The following is a 12,694-nucleotide window of genomic DNA, read 5'->3' as shown; positions in this document are numbered from 1 at the left end:
CACCTGACGCCACTCTGATTTCAGGCTCTGGCAAAAGGCCTGACACCTTCGCAAATGAGAAAACCCGCGGACCGCCGATGGCGGCTCCGAGTTGAAAGGGATCATGATGAGCAAAACAGTCCGATTGACCGCGGCGCAGGCTCTGGTGCGCTATCTGGGCGCGCAGATGAACGAGGCCGGAGAGCCGTTCATCGCAGGTGTGTGGGCGATCTTCGGCCATGGCAACGTGGCCGGTCTGGGCGAGGCGCTGCATGGGGTGAAAGACAGTCTTCCCACCTATCGCGGTCACAACGAACAGACCATGGCACACAGCGCTATTGCTTATGCCAAGCAGTTGGGTCGGCAACGCGCCATGGCGGTGACATCGTCGATCGGACCGGGGGCCACCAACATGGTCACGGCCGCTGCTCTGGCCCACGTGAACCGTCTGCCTGTTTTGTTGCTGCCCGGCGATGTATTTGCGACGCGTGGCCCCGATCCGGTTTTGCAGCAACCCGAAGTGTTCTCGGATGGAACCATCAGTGCGAATGATTGTTTCAGACCGGTCAGCCGGTATTTCGACCGCATCACCCGCCCGGAACATCTGCTGACGGCTCTGCCGCGCGCTTTCCGCACGATGACGGACCCGGCGGATTGCGGCCCGGCGACGCTAGCCTTTTGTCAGGATGTGCAGGCCGAAGCATATGACTATCCTGAAAGCTTCTTTGAGCCGCGCGTCTGGTATCAGCGCCGCATTCGCCCGGATGAGGGGGAACTGGCGCGCGCCGTTGCCGCGATCAAGGCCGCCAAGCGCCCCGTTATCGTTGCCGGCGGAGGTGTGCATTATTCGGACGCAACCGCCACGTTGCAGCGTTTTGCCGAGGCACACAATGTCCCCGTGGCCGAGACACAGGCCGGCAAGTCCGCATTGGCCTGGGATCATCCGCTCAACCTTGGTCCTGTTGGTGTCACCGGGGGGGAACCTGCCAACGACATCTGCGCAAGGGCGGATCTTGTGCTGGGCGTCGGCACCCGGTTTCAGGACTTCACCACCGGGTCATGGGGGTTGTTTGCGAACCCCGAGCGGGAATTGATCAGCCTGAACACCGCCGCCTATGACGCAGAGAAGCACGGAGCGATGCCGTTGCAGGCCGACGCTCGGGTTGGTCTGGATGAACTCAGCGAAGCGCTGGGCGGCCATCGCGCACCGGATCTGCCCGCGGCATTGAAATCTGATTGGTTCGGCAAAGTTGATGCGCTGACGGATGCCCCTGCGGACAGCAATGCACTTCCCACGGATATGCAGGTGATCGGCGCCGTGCAGCGGGCCGCCAAGGAAAACACTGTTGCGATGTGCGCTGCCGGAACGATGCCGGGTGAGCTGCACAAGCTTTGGAAGGCACCACGCCCCGGAGCCTATCACATGGAATATGGTTTCAGCTGCATGGGGTATGAGATCGCCGGTGCCATGGGCATCAAGATAGCCCAGCCCGACCGCGACGTGATCTGCTTTACCGGTGACGGCACTTATATGATGGCCAACTCGGAAATGGCGACGGCGGCGATGATGGGGATTTCGTTCACTGTTGTCGTCACGGACAACCGCGGGTTTGGGTGCATCAACCGTCTGCAAATGGGGACAGGCGGGGCCGAGTTCAACAACCTTCTCGACCACACTGTGCACGAGACAAAGTCAGCCATCGATTTTGCCGCCCATGCGGCAGCGATGGGGGCGACTTCGGTCAAGGTCAGTTCGATTGCCGAGCTCGAAGACGCGCTGGCCAAACGCGATGAGGTCAAAGGCCCCTATGTCGTGGTGATCGACACCGATCCCTACCCATCGACCGAATATGGCGGAACCTGGTGGGAAGTGGCGGTGCCCGAGGTCAGCACCCGCCCCGAAGTGAATGAAAAACGCGCGGCCTATGAAGTCGCCATCAAGGAAAGAAACACGAAATGAGCGTGAAGATCGGTATCTCTCCGATTGCCTGGCAGAATGACGACCTGCCGGACCTGACCGCAGCTTACACGATGGAGCAGGCGCTGAAAGAAGCGCGCGAGATCGGCTATACAGGTGTCGAACGCGGCCAGAGGATGCCCGCCGACACCGAAGGGTTGCGGGCCTATCTGGACGCAAATGACATCGCGCTGTGTGGGGGGTGGTGCTCGGGCAGCACGCTGGTTAACGACCTGCACGCCGAGATCGCCGTCGTGCGCGAACAGGTCGAACAATTCGTTGCGCTGAACAGCCCGTGCATCGTTTATGCCGAATGCTCCAATACCGTCCAGGGACAGATTGGAACACCTGTCAATGATCGCCCCAAACTGTCGCGGGACGAGGTTCTGGCCTATGCGGGGAAGCTGACCGAGCTTGCCAAATGGATGGCAGATCAGGGCATGCCGATGGCCTATCACCATCACATGGGCACGATCATCGAAAGCGAAGATGAGGTGAACTGGCTGATGGAGGGGTCAGGCCCCGAATTGAGCCTGTGTTTCGATACCGGCCATCTGCTGTTTGGCGGCGGCGATGTGATGGCCACGCTGAACCGTTGGGGCGACCGGGTGCATCACGTGCATTTCAAGGATATCCGCCCTGAAATCGTACAGGTCACGCGTGAGAACAATCGCAGTTTTTTGGATGCGGTGATCGCGGGCGCGTTCACCGTGCCGGGCGATGGTTGCATCGACTTTCAGGCCGTGGCCAATGCACTGAAAGCAATGGATTACAGCGGCTGGATCGTGGTCGAGGCAGAGCAGGACCCGGCCAAGGCGCCGCCCTACGAGTACTCGAAAATGGGCTATGACCACATCGTCGAGGTCTGCGGCAAGGCCGGGCTGAAGATCACCCCATAGATCACCACCCCAAACGGGGCAACACCGAAGCCATCAGAGAGGAGCGCGTCATGGTACAACAGGACCTTGGATATGTCGGCTATTTCGACCGGGAATCCTGTGATCTGGACGAATTCAAGGTGTTGACCTCGCAAAACCTGACAACCGGTGCGGTGCCTCATGCCGCATCGGTGCAAAAGAACGTTCCGATCTATGATATGCATGCGCTGCGCCCGGCGTTGGAGAAGGCTGATCAAAGAAAAGCGCTGCTGGCGGAATGGGCGTATGTGCTGGACAAATCTGCGGGTGTGATCGTTCTAAAAGGCGCATTTGCGGATACGTCCGTGATCGACCGGGCGACCGCTGTGTTCCATCAGATGATCGAGGAAGAACGTCAGGGCGGGGCCGGAGAAGGTGACCACTTCGCAGCCTCGGGCGCGAATGACCGGATATGGAACGCATTGCAGAAACAGTGCTTGCGCGATCCCGAGGGCTTTGCGCTTTATTTCGGGAATGTGGCCATTGCAGCGGCTTGCGAGGCGTGGCTGGGGCCGAACTATCAAATGACCGCGCAGATCAATCAGGTGCGCCCCGGTGGCAAGGCGCAACAGGCGCATCGGGATTATCACCTTGGGTTTCAAAGCGCCGAAAGCGCGGCCAGTTATCCGGTTCACGCCCATCTGGTGACGGCCTCGCTGACCCTGCAAGGGGCGGTTGCGCATTGTGACATGCCGGTGGAAAGCGGGCCGACCAAGTTGTTACCGTTCTCGCAGCTCTACCCGCCGGGCTATCTGGCGTTCCACGATGAAGCACACCGGGCGCATTTCGAAGACAGCTGTATCCAGTTGCCATTGGAAAAGGGTGACGCGGTGTTCTTCAATCCGGCGCTGTTCCATTCGGCGGGCGCGAACAGCAGCGCCAACATCAATCGCATGGCAAACCTGCTGCAAATCTCATCTGCCTTCGGGCGCGCGATGGAGTCGGTGGATCGGCGGGCGATGTCCGTGGCGGTGTTCCCGTCACTGATCGCCTTAAAACAGCGCGGGGCGCTGGACACAGCGCAGGTGGAGGCCGCAATTGCGGCCACGGCTGAGGGCTATCCCTTCCCGACCAATCTGGACACGGACCCCCCGGTCGGGGGCAATGCGCCGGAAAGCCAGGCGGATATTCTGCGTCGCGCGGTTGCGGAAAGATGGACCCAGGCGCAGCTGGACAAGTCCCTATCGGCCCGGAACCAAAGGCAAGCTGCCTGAATACAACACAGGCGGGCGCTCGGGGCCCGCCCAAGAAGGAGATCAAGAATGGCAGACCTGCTGAAGAAACCGGTCGGAACCCACGGCAAGGTACATGACATCACTCCGTCAAGCGCTGGATGGAAATATGTGGGCTTTGGGCTTTATCAGCTAAAGGCCGGGGATCGCGCAAACGAAGTGACCGCGGATCGCGAAGTCATCCTTGTGATGGTCGAAGGCAAGGCGCGGATCACCGGGGCAGGTCAGGACTGGGGCGTGTTGGGCGAGCGGATGAACGTCTTTGAAAAGACCCCGCCGCATTGCCTTTATCTGCCGAACAGAACCGCATGGGAGGCCGTGGCCGAAACCGATTGTGTGATCGCCGTGTGTTCAGCCCCGGGCAAGGGCGGCCACGAGGCCCGGCGGATCGGTCCGGACGGGATAACCCTGACTGAACGTGGAAAGGGCGCAAACACACGCTATATCAACAACATCGCGATGGAGGCCGAGGATTACGCCGACAGCCTGCTGGTGACCGAGGTGTTCACGCCGAACGGCCACTGGTCGTCCTATCCCAGCCACCGCCACGACGAAGATGACTATCCCCACATCACCTATCTGGAAGAGACCTACTACCACCGCCTGAACCCGTCGAACGGATTTGGGATCCAGCGGGTTTACACCGATGACGGCCAGTTGGATGAGACGATGGCGGTATCCGATGGCGACGTTGTGACTGTCCCGCGTGGCCATCACCCTTGCGGTGCGCCCTATGGGTTCGAGATGTATTATCTGAACGTCATGGCCGGACCGCTGCGGAAATGGCGGTTCGTGCCGGCCCCCGAGGTCGAATGGATCATGGAGCGTGACGGATGAGCCAAACTTTTGCCAATTACCCAAGCCTCGCAGGGAAGACTGTTTTCATCACCGGCGGCGCCGGCGGAATTGGCGCGGAAACCGTTCGGGCCTTTGCCGAACAGGGGGCAAAGGTTGGGTTTTTGGACCTCAACGCCGATGCCGGGCTTGCTTTGCTTTCCGAACTGGACGGAGAGCATGCATTCGCCCAATGCGATCTTCGCGACATTGACGAGATGAACGCCGCAATAGGGCAATTGGTTGAAGAGCTGGGCGAGGCGGGTGTTCTGGTGAACAACGCGGCCCGGGATGACCGGCACGACTGGCGCGACGTCACGCCTGACTACTGGGATGAGCGCATGGCGACAAATATCCGCCACATGTTCTTTGCCATTCAGTCGGTGGCACCCGGAATGATCGCCAGGGGTGCAGGTTCGATCATCAATATCGGCTCGAATTCGTGGTGGGAGGCCGGGGCGGGTTTCCCTGCCTATGCCACCGCCAAATCCGCTGTGCATGGACTGACCCGCACCATGGCGCGCGAGCTGGGCGATCACCGTATCCGCGTCAACACGGTCGTGCCCGGCTGGATCATGACCCAGCGCCAGAAAGATCTGTGGGTCACCCCCGAGGCTCTGGCCAAGCAGATCGACCGTCAGTGCCTGCCCGACCCGATCGACCCGGTCTATGTGGCGCGGATGGTGCTGTTTCTGGCCTCGAACGACGCGGCCATGTGCAGTGCCGGGAACTTCATGGTCGAAGGCGGGTCGATCTAAGTCTTTCCATACCGAAAGAGAAATCAATGCCTCAACCGTTTCAACTTGCGGCCTGTGCCGAGATGCTGTGGCTGGACAGGCCGATGGATTGGCGCGCCGCCCGGCTGGCCGAGATGGGGTTCGGTGTCGGGATGTGGAACTGGCCGGAGCTCGATATTCCCAGACTGGTCGCAACCGGCGCCAGTTTCACCATCATGAACGGCTATCTTCAGGGGCGGCTGGCCGACGATGACGGGGCCGAGATGCTGCTGGCCTCGGCGGCCGAAACAATTCAGGTCGGCAAGCGCCTGGGCGTTGCGCGTCTGAATCTGCACGGCACCGGGTTGGGTGACGGTGGCATACCGATTTGGCAACATGACGAGGTCACAGGGCCGATGTGGCTCAAGGCCAGGGACACCCTGAACCGGATCTGTGATCTGGCCCAGGCCGAAGATGTGGTGTTCACGCTTGAAAACCTGAACCTGCTGGACCATCCAGGCTGTCCGTTCGGGTCAACGGCGGACGTGCTTTCCTTGGTTTCGTCGGTTGATCGTCCGCAGTTGCGGATCAATCTCGACCTCTACCATACCCAGATCGGCGAGGGGGATCTGATCCGCTGGTGTGAAAAATGCCTGCCCTGGATCGGAGAGGTGCAGGTGGCCGACAATCCCGGTCGGTGCGAGCCCGGAACCGGTGAGATCAACTATGCCGCCGTGGCGCGTGCGTTGAACGAATTGGGCTATCGCGGCCCGGTCGGGATGGAAGCCTTCGCCGCAGGCGACCCGGAAGACGCGCTAAACGCCTTCCGGTCGGCATTCACGCTCTGAGCGTTACCGCTGCGGTGGCGCACCAAAGGCGCGGATCACCGTGCGGGCAGCAGCCTCAACCGAGTCGTGCGTTTCCTTCAGGATCGTTACCCGGTCGAACCGGTCGGGGTCGCGGTTTACGGCCTCGCGCAGGGCGGTGCCGAAGGCCATGCGCAGCTCGGTCCCGATGTTGAATTTGCAGATCGCGGTTTCACGCGCCAGCCGCGCGCGCTGTTCGACCGGCACACCCGATCCGCCATGGATGACCAGTGGAACGTCGGTCATGGAGTCGATCTGGCGTATGCGGTTTTCGTCCAGACCACCTTCCTTTTTTTGCTGAAGGTGGACGTTTCCGACCGAGATTGCCATCGCGTCCACGCCGCTGTCGCGGGCAAACTTCGCGGCTTCCTCGGGATCCGTGCCGTTGGAACCTTCACCGCCGGAATAGCCGACGAAGCCGATCTCGCCCTCGCACGAGATCCCGGCGGCATGGGCCATTTCGGCAATCGCGGCGGTTTCATCGATGTTCTGCTGCAAGGGCTTGCGCGACCCGTCGAACATCAGCGAGGTGAACCCGCTGTCCAGCGCGATCTTGCAGTCCTCGAAGGTATAGCCGTGGTCCAGATGCGCCACCACGGGCACCGAGGCGTTTTCGGCCAGATACCGGAACATCTTGCCTAGGATCGGCAGCGGGGTGTGCTCGCGGCAGCTGGGTCCGGCTTGCAGGATCACTGGGGCGTTCTCGGCCTCGGCGGCGGCGACATAGGCGCGCATGTCCTCCCAGCCCAGCGTCACCAGGCCGCCGATGGCATAGCCCTGTTCGTAGGCGGGTTGCAGGACGTCTTTGAGCGTAACGAGGGTCATTTGAATTTGGCGATCATGTCTTTGATGCCCGGGATCGTTTCGATCTGATAGGCATGGGTGGGTTGGAAATACTGTACCAGCGACCGCTGGGTCAGCCCGCCGAGGATGGTGAAGTAATACATCTCGTATCCCGGCAGCACGCAGCAGGGGTGATAGCCCTTGTCGATGCAGATCGTGGAGCCATCGACGATGTGATAGGCATCGCCCGGCTCGTTGTCCTCGCGTTGCAGCATCTGCAGGCCCGAGCCCCAGTTGGGTTTGAAGCGGAAATTGTAGGTTTCGTCATGCCGGGTCTCGTCCGGCAGGCGGTTGGTGTCGTGCTTGTGGCTGGGAAAGCCCGACCAGCCGCCCTGACCGACGGTGAACAGCTCGCTCACCAATAGGCGACCGACCTTGTCATGCTGTTTCTGGCCGAGGATGTGCTTGATTTTGCGGTGGGTCTTGGTGTCGTCGCTGCCGTATTGCACCAGGTCGTGCTCGCGCACGTCGAACGGATCCAGCACCTTGTCATACTTTGCGCCTGCCACGAACACCTCGGCAGCCTCTGACACGCAGACCATCTGCGCCCGTGCTCCCGACGGGACATAGGCGCCCTCGGGCTCGCCATCCCAGACATCCTCGCCCCGATTACCCAGATGGGCAAAGCGCACGCCTTCGACGTCCACGTCGACGCTGCCGGTGGCGGGCACGATGCAGGTCTCGTAGCCCGGCACCTGGTATTCGAACGCTTCACCTATGTTCAGTTTGACGATGTTGAAATAGTTCAGCGGAACGGTCGGATCATCGGCGTCTACGATGGGTTTGTTCCGATTGTCATAGGGCGCGATATGCATGGTACTCTCCTATGTGGTCGGGCCGGGATGCGAAGCGAGGAACGCGTCCAGTTCTGGTGTCGTTGGCATGGCGGGTGCGCAACCGGGATGCGACACCACGATCGACGCGCAGGCCGAACCGCGCATGACCGCGTCTTTCAGATCGTGCCCCGCCGCGATCGAGGCCAGCAGCCCGGCCATGAAACTGTCGCCAGCCCCGTTGGGTTTGACGGCCGTAACCCGGTAAATACCGGTTCGCAGCTCTTGCCCGTCCACAAAGGTGACAGCACCTTTTTCGCCCATCTTGTAGATGACGATCCGACCCGGTTTTTGGGCAAGTTCCTGCGCTTTGGCAAAACCCTTTTCGATGCCGCCGGCCATGAATCCGAATTCTTCGTCATTGCCGACGATCAGGTCGCTGGCTTCGCCAGCCCGCGACAGAATTTCGGCAGCCACCTCGGCCGAGGGCCAGCTGTACGGACGGTAATCGATGTCGAAGATGATCGGCAGTCCTGCGCTTCGGGCGTTCTCGAAGGCCTGGAATGTGGCGCTGCGCGACGGTTCGGACGCAAAGACCGTTCCAGCCGAGATGATTGCCGAGAAAGATGAATAATCGACCCTGTCCATATCCTCTTTCGTGACTTGGAAATCAACGGCCCCGTTGCGATAGATCACATTCTGAAAGTCCTCGATCCGGCTTTCGTACACGGCCAAAGACATGCGGTATTCGCCGCCCAGAATGCGGATATAGGATGTGTCCACCCCGTAATGCCGCAACCGGTTGAGGCAGAACCGCCCAATCGCATCGTTCGAGACGGACGTGATCAGCGACGCCTCGCTGCCCAACTTGACCAGCCCGGCACAAATGTTGGCAGAAGAACCACCAAGGTCGGCATGAAACGTGCTGGCATCCTCGCTTTTGACGCCAATTGGGTCTGCGTAAAGGTCCATACCCGCACGCCCCAGAACGGCGAAACGGTTTCCTTTGATACCATCCATCAAAACGCTCAAGTTTTGTCCTCCGGCAGAATGGGTCGGCAAAGTTTGGACCTTGCGTTGAATCGATTCACACGATACTGATTTTGCAACCGGTTGCAAATGATATGTTCGGAGCCGTTGCAGATGCCTGAAATCGGAATTGGAATCGTCGGCGGCGGCTATATGGGCAAGGCCCATTCCGTGGCCATGTCAGCGGTCGGCGCGGTGTTCAACACGGCATTGAGACCCCGGCTCGAGGTCATCTGTGCCTCCAGCCCCGAAAGCGCCCAACGTTACAGGACGGCCTACGGTTTTGACCGAGCGACCGATGATTGGCGGGTATTGGTTGAGGATCCCAGGGTTCAGGCAATTGTCATCGCCTCGCCTCAATCGACACATCGTCAGATTGCCGAAGCAGCTTTTGCACTGGGTAAACCGGTCTTGTGTGAAAAACCACTGGGCGCATCGCTTGAGGACAGTCTGGCCATGGTTGCTGCTGCCGAAGCGTCGGGCGCGGTCAACATGGTGGGGTTCAACTATGTTCGTACGCCTGCGACGCAATACGCACGCCAGCTTATTGCAAATGGTGAAATCGGGGATATCACCTGGTTCCGGGGCGAGCACACCGAGGATTTCTATGCCGACCCGCACGCTTCTGCCTCTTGGCGTACGACGGGCATGGCCAATGGCACCATCGGAGATTTGGCACCGCATATGGTCAACGGTGCATTGGCGCTGGTTGGACCGATCGCGCGTGTGATGGCGGATGTTGAAACGGTTCACAAAACCCGACCGGGTGGTGAAGTGACAAATGATGATCATGCCCAGATGATGTGCCGTTTTGAAAACGGGGTTATGGGCAACCTGTATTTCAGCCGCGTCGCGACGGGGCGGAAAATGGGCTATGCTTATGAAATATCGGGAACAAAGGGCGCCATCCGGTTCGATCAGGAAGACCAGAACGCGCTGTGGCTGTATAAGCGGGAAGGACCCGAAGCGTCCCGTGGGTTCACAAAAATCCTGACCGGACCGGCGCATCCGGATTACGAGCCCTTCTGCCAGGGTCCGGGCCACGGAACGGGCTATCAGGACCAGATCATCATCGAGGCCAAAGACTTTCTTCAGGCCGTCCACACCGGAACGGCCACTTGGCCCACCTTTCGCGACGGGCATGAGGTCAACCGGGTGCTTGCCGCCGCCTTGGCATCGTCCGAGCAGCGGCAGTGGAAAGACATCCGCGATTTCTGATCGCTCAAACAAAAAAGTTCTAATGAGAGACGATGACCATGGCTAAGTTGAGATGGGGCATGATCGGTGGTGGTGAAGGCAGCCAGATTGGCCCCGCGCACCGCTTGGGGGCACAGGCTGACGGGCTGTTTGAATTTGCCGCAGGCGCGCTGGATCACCGGCCCGAAGCGGGCCGAGAATACGCGCAGCGATTGGGTGTTGCCGCCGATCGCGCCTATGGCGACTGGCAAGAGATGCTGGCCGGTGAGAAGGACCGTGAAGACCGGATCGATCTGGTGACAATCGCCACTCCGAATTCGACGCATTTCGAGATCGCCAAGGCCTATCTTGAGGCGGGCTTCAATGTCTTGTGTGAAAAACCGATGACCATGACTGTAGAAGAGGGTGAGGAAATAGTCCGCGTCGCCGAAGCGTCGGGAAAGATCTGCTCGGTGAACTATTGCTATTCCGCCTATCCGATGGTGCGGCAGGCCCGCGCTATGGTGCGCTCAGGCGAAATCGGACAGGTGCGTCTTGTGGTGACCAATTTCAGCCACGGCCATCATGGGGATGCCACCGATGCGGACAATCCGCGCGTGCGCTGGCGCTATGACCCTGCGATGGCAGGGGTTTCCGGGCAGTTCGCCGATTGCGGTATCCACGCCCTGCATATGGCCAGTTTTATCTGCGATGATGAGGTGAAGACGCTTTCGGCTGATATGGCCTCAACGATCGCAAGCCGGGAACTGGAAGACGATGCAATGATCAACTTCCGGATGGAAAGCGGCACAGTCGGGCGTCTTTGGACATCTTCTGTGGCGATCGGGCGCCAGCATGGCTTTGACATTCAGGTCTTTGGCGAAACCGGCGGGTTGCGCTGGGCGTCGGAGCAACCCAACCAGTTGATCTACACCCCGGTAGGAGGGCGCACCCAGATCATCGAAAAGGGCGAAGGGGGTCTTCATGATGAAGTGCAGCGCCTGTCTCGGGTCGCCATCGCGCACCCCGAAGGCTTCCCGCTGGCCGTAGCCAATATCTATTGTGATCTGGCGGATGCGATCCGCGGTGAAAGCCGGGATGGCCTGCCCACCGCAGCGGATGGCGTGCGATCGATCGCAGCGGTGCACGCGGCTGTTGTGTCGGGCAAGGCAGATGGTGCCTGGCAAGACGCCCGCCCGCCGATGTTCCGCTGATCAGGGGCGGGGCCGCAACGTGCCCCGCTCGACCACCCGGCAGGGGAAAATCCGTGCCTCGGGGTAGCGATCGGGCGCCTTCAGCATCTCTTCCACCAGATCGACCGACGAGGTGATGATCTGCTTGATCGGCTGATGGATAGTCGTCAGGTTGATATATTCCCAGCGCGACATCTCCATGTCGTTCAGGCCGATGATCCCGATATCGGTGCCCGGTTTCAGCCCGTGATCGGCCAGCGCCGACAGCGCCCCGATCGACAGGATGTCGTCGCCGCAGAAATAGGCCTGCGCCGGATCACCCGCCAGCAGGCGCAGCATCTCGGCCCGGCCGGCCTCGAAGGAATAAGCTCCGGCGAAGGAGTGGTTGACGGGAATCTGCGGATGGTTGGCCATTTCCTCGAAAAAGCCCCGCTGCCGGTCCAGGGACGAGGTCGCATCCTGCGGCCCGCCCAGATAGCCCACGCTGGCATAACCCCGCGCGACCAGCTCGCGCGCGGCCATGCGGCCGCATTCCACATTGTCGATCCCGACCACATGCACCTCAGGCGAGGTGGCAGACCGGCCGAACGTGTGCACCACCGGCACGCCCGCATCGTGGAACGCTTTGGCAAAGCTGGGCGGCAAGGTCGACGAGGCGACGATCACCGCATCCACCGAATATTGCCGCAGCATGCGTACGGAATTGGCGGGCTCGGTCTCGTCCGTCAGGTTCACGATCAGCGGGCGCAGGCCGCGTTCCTGTAAGGCGCGTGTAAACTGGTCGAAGACTTCCAGAAAGATCGGGTTGTGAAAGTTGTTCGAAATCAACCCGATCAGTTTGGTGCGCCCGGTCGTCAGCGACGAAGCCAGAGCATTGGGGCTGTAGCCCAGCTCTCGCGCGGCCTTTTCAACCTTGCTGCGCGTTTTTGCGGAAACCGAGGCACCTTCGGTAAAGGTGCGCGACACCGCAGATCGCGATACACCGGCCAAGGCGGCCACGTCTTTCAGGGTCACGCTCACGCTGCGGGACTCCGATTACAGCGAGGCAGGAAAACAGATAAGTCTGGCATTGCCCGAGCATTATGCATCATCGACCTGAACTTGCAACCGGTTGCAACTCTGCCGCGACGATTCAACCGTGTTTGAGCGTCGAAATTTTGAAGGCAAAAAGGTGGGTGA

General features: G+C 60.4%; 12 protein-coding genes. 8 read left to right on the top strand and 4 right to left on the bottom strand.

Annotated elements, in window-relative coordinates:
* Positions 1-106 precede the first annotated feature (106 nt).
* The 6 genes from iolD to I9185_RS17695 are packed head-to-tail and all read left to right on the top strand — an operon-like array spanning position 107 to position 6,483.
* Positions 107-1,939, top strand: coding sequence for a 3D-(3,5/4)-trihydroxycyclohexane-1,2-dione acylhydrolase (decyclizing) (gene iolD, locus I9185_RS17720; RefSeq protein WP_210093741.1), 1,833 nt, complete (start codon positions 107-109; stop codon positions 1,937-1,939).
* Positions 1,936-2,835 carry a myo-inosose-2 dehydratase gene (gene iolE, locus I9185_RS17715; protein ID WP_210093740.1) on the top strand — a complete coding sequence of 300 codons (900 nt, stop codon included), beginning with the start codon at positions 1,936-1,938 and terminating at the stop codon, positions 2,833-2,835. The genes iolD and iolE overlap by 4 nt, the downstream gene beginning before the upstream one ends.
* A 50-nt stretch (positions 2,836-2,885) precedes the next feature.
* Positions 2,886-4,067, top strand: a complete 1,182-nt coding sequence (locus tag I9185_RS17710) for a phytanoyl-CoA dioxygenase family protein (RefSeq protein WP_171725070.1) — start codon at positions 2,886-2,888, stop codon at positions 4,065-4,067.
* A gap of 48 nt (positions 4,068-4,115) precedes the next feature.
* The gene (iolB, locus tag I9185_RS17705; RefSeq protein ID WP_171725069.1) at positions 4,116-4,922 is read left to right on the top strand and encodes a 5-deoxy-glucuronate isomerase; all 807 of its coding nucleotides are present in this window, start codon (positions 4,116-4,118) and stop codon (positions 4,920-4,922) included.
* Positions 4,919-5,677: an SDR family oxidoreductase gene (locus tag I9185_RS17700; protein ID WP_171638020.1), complete on the top strand. Its 759-nt coding sequence runs from the start codon at positions 4,919-4,921 to the stop codon at positions 5,675-5,677. The genes iolB and I9185_RS17700 overlap by 4 nt, the downstream gene beginning before the upstream one ends.
* A 26-nt stretch (positions 5,678-5,703) precedes the next feature.
* Entirely contained in the window at positions 5,704-6,483 is a 780-nt protein-coding gene (locus tag I9185_RS17695; protein ID WP_171725068.1) for a TIM barrel protein, read from the top strand.
* A 3-nt stretch (positions 6,484-6,486) separates the two neighbouring features.
* On the opposite strand, the gene I9185_RS17690 is transcribed toward I9185_RS17695, so the two are convergent.
* Genes I9185_RS17690 through iolC form a run of 3 tightly spaced genes read right to left on the bottom strand, consistent with a single transcriptional unit; the run spans position 6,487 to position 9,137 of the window.
* Positions 6,487-7,326 carry a class II fructose-bisphosphate aldolase gene (locus I9185_RS17690; protein WP_209835328.1) on the bottom strand — a complete coding sequence of 280 codons (840 nt, stop codon included), beginning with the start codon at positions 7,324-7,326 and terminating at the stop codon, positions 6,487-6,489.
* Positions 7,323-8,159, bottom strand: a complete 837-nt coding sequence (locus tag I9185_RS17685; RefSeq protein WP_171638014.1) for a 5-deoxy-glucuronate isomerase — start codon at positions 8,157-8,159, stop codon at positions 7,323-7,325. Before I9185_RS17685 ends, I9185_RS17690 begins: the two co-directional genes overlap by 4 nt.
* Before the next feature lie 9 nt (positions 8,160-8,168).
* Complete coding sequence (gene iolC / locus I9185_RS17680; RefSeq protein WP_210093739.1) at positions 8,169-9,137, bottom strand: 5-dehydro-2-deoxygluconokinase; 969 nt, start codon at positions 9,135-9,137, stop codon at positions 8,169-8,171.
* A gap of 123 nt (positions 9,138-9,260) precedes the next feature.
* Between iolC and I9185_RS17675 the strand changes: the two genes are divergently transcribed.
* On the top strand, positions 9,261-10,364 hold the full coding sequence (locus tag I9185_RS17675) for a Gfo/Idh/MocA family oxidoreductase (protein ID WP_171638010.1): 1,104 nt from the start codon (positions 9,261-9,263) through the stop codon (positions 10,362-10,364).
* A gap of 38 nt (positions 10,365-10,402) precedes the next feature.
* On the top strand, positions 10,403-11,536 hold the full coding sequence (locus tag I9185_RS17670; RefSeq protein ID WP_171638008.1) for a Gfo/Idh/MocA family oxidoreductase: 1,134 nt from the start codon (positions 10,403-10,405) through the stop codon (positions 11,534-11,536).
* Here the strand turns inward: I9185_RS17670 and I9185_RS17665 are convergent, their stop codons facing one another.
* Entirely contained in the window at positions 11,537-12,535 is a 999-nt protein-coding gene (locus tag I9185_RS17665) for a LacI family DNA-binding transcriptional regulator (RefSeq protein ID WP_171638007.1), read from the bottom strand. It lies immediately after the preceding gene.
* Between the last annotated feature and the right edge of the window lie 159 nt (positions 12,536-12,694).

This window comes from Ruegeria sp. HKCCSP346, assembly GCF_017872595.1.
Lineage (GTDB): Bacteria > Pseudomonadota > Alphaproteobacteria > Rhodobacterales > Rhodobacteraceae > Ruegeria.
The sequence above is the reverse complement of the archived record's forward strand: the minus strand, read 5'-3'. Positions and strand labels throughout refer to the sequence as shown.

Bases quoted from the DNA above. Each gene is read 5' to 3' on its own strand.
- I9185_RS17675 (WP_171638010.1), top strand. From the start codon at position 9,261: ATGCCTGAAATCGGAATTGGAATCGTCGGCGGCGGCTATATGGGCAAG.
- iolE (WP_210093740.1), top strand. From the start codon at position 1,936: ATGAGCGTGAAGATCGGTATCTCTCCGATTGCCTGGCAGAATGACGAC.
- I9185_RS17685 (WP_171638014.1), bottom strand. From the start codon at position 8,159: ATGCATATCGCGCCCTATGACAATCGGAACAAACCCATCGTAGACGCC.
- I9185_RS17700 (WP_171638020.1), top strand. From the start codon at position 4,919: ATGAGCCAAACTTTTGCCAATTACCCAAGCCTCGCAGGGAAGACTGTT.
- I9185_RS17710 (WP_171725070.1), top strand. From the start codon at position 2,886: ATGGTACAACAGGACCTTGGATATGTCGGCTATTTCGACCGGGAATCC.
- iolB (WP_171725069.1), top strand. From the start codon at position 4,116: ATGGCAGACCTGCTGAAGAAACCGGTCGGAACCCACGGCAAGGTACAT.
- iolC (WP_210093739.1), bottom strand. From the start codon at position 9,137: ATGGATGGTATCAAAGGAAACCGTTTCGCCGTTCTGGGGCGTGCGGGT.
- I9185_RS17695 (WP_171725068.1), top strand. From the start codon at position 5,704: ATGCCTCAACCGTTTCAACTTGCGGCCTGTGCCGAGATGCTGTGGCTG.
- I9185_RS17670 (WP_171638008.1), top strand. From the start codon at position 10,403: ATGGCTAAGTTGAGATGGGGCATGATCGGTGGTGGTGAAGGCAGCCAG.
- iolD (WP_210093741.1), top strand. From the start codon at position 107: ATGAGCAAAACAGTCCGATTGACCGCGGCGCAGGCTCTGGTGCGCTAT.
- I9185_RS17690 (WP_209835328.1), bottom strand. From the start codon at position 7,326: ATGACCCTCGTTACGCTCAAAGACGTCCTGCAACCCGCCTACGAACAG.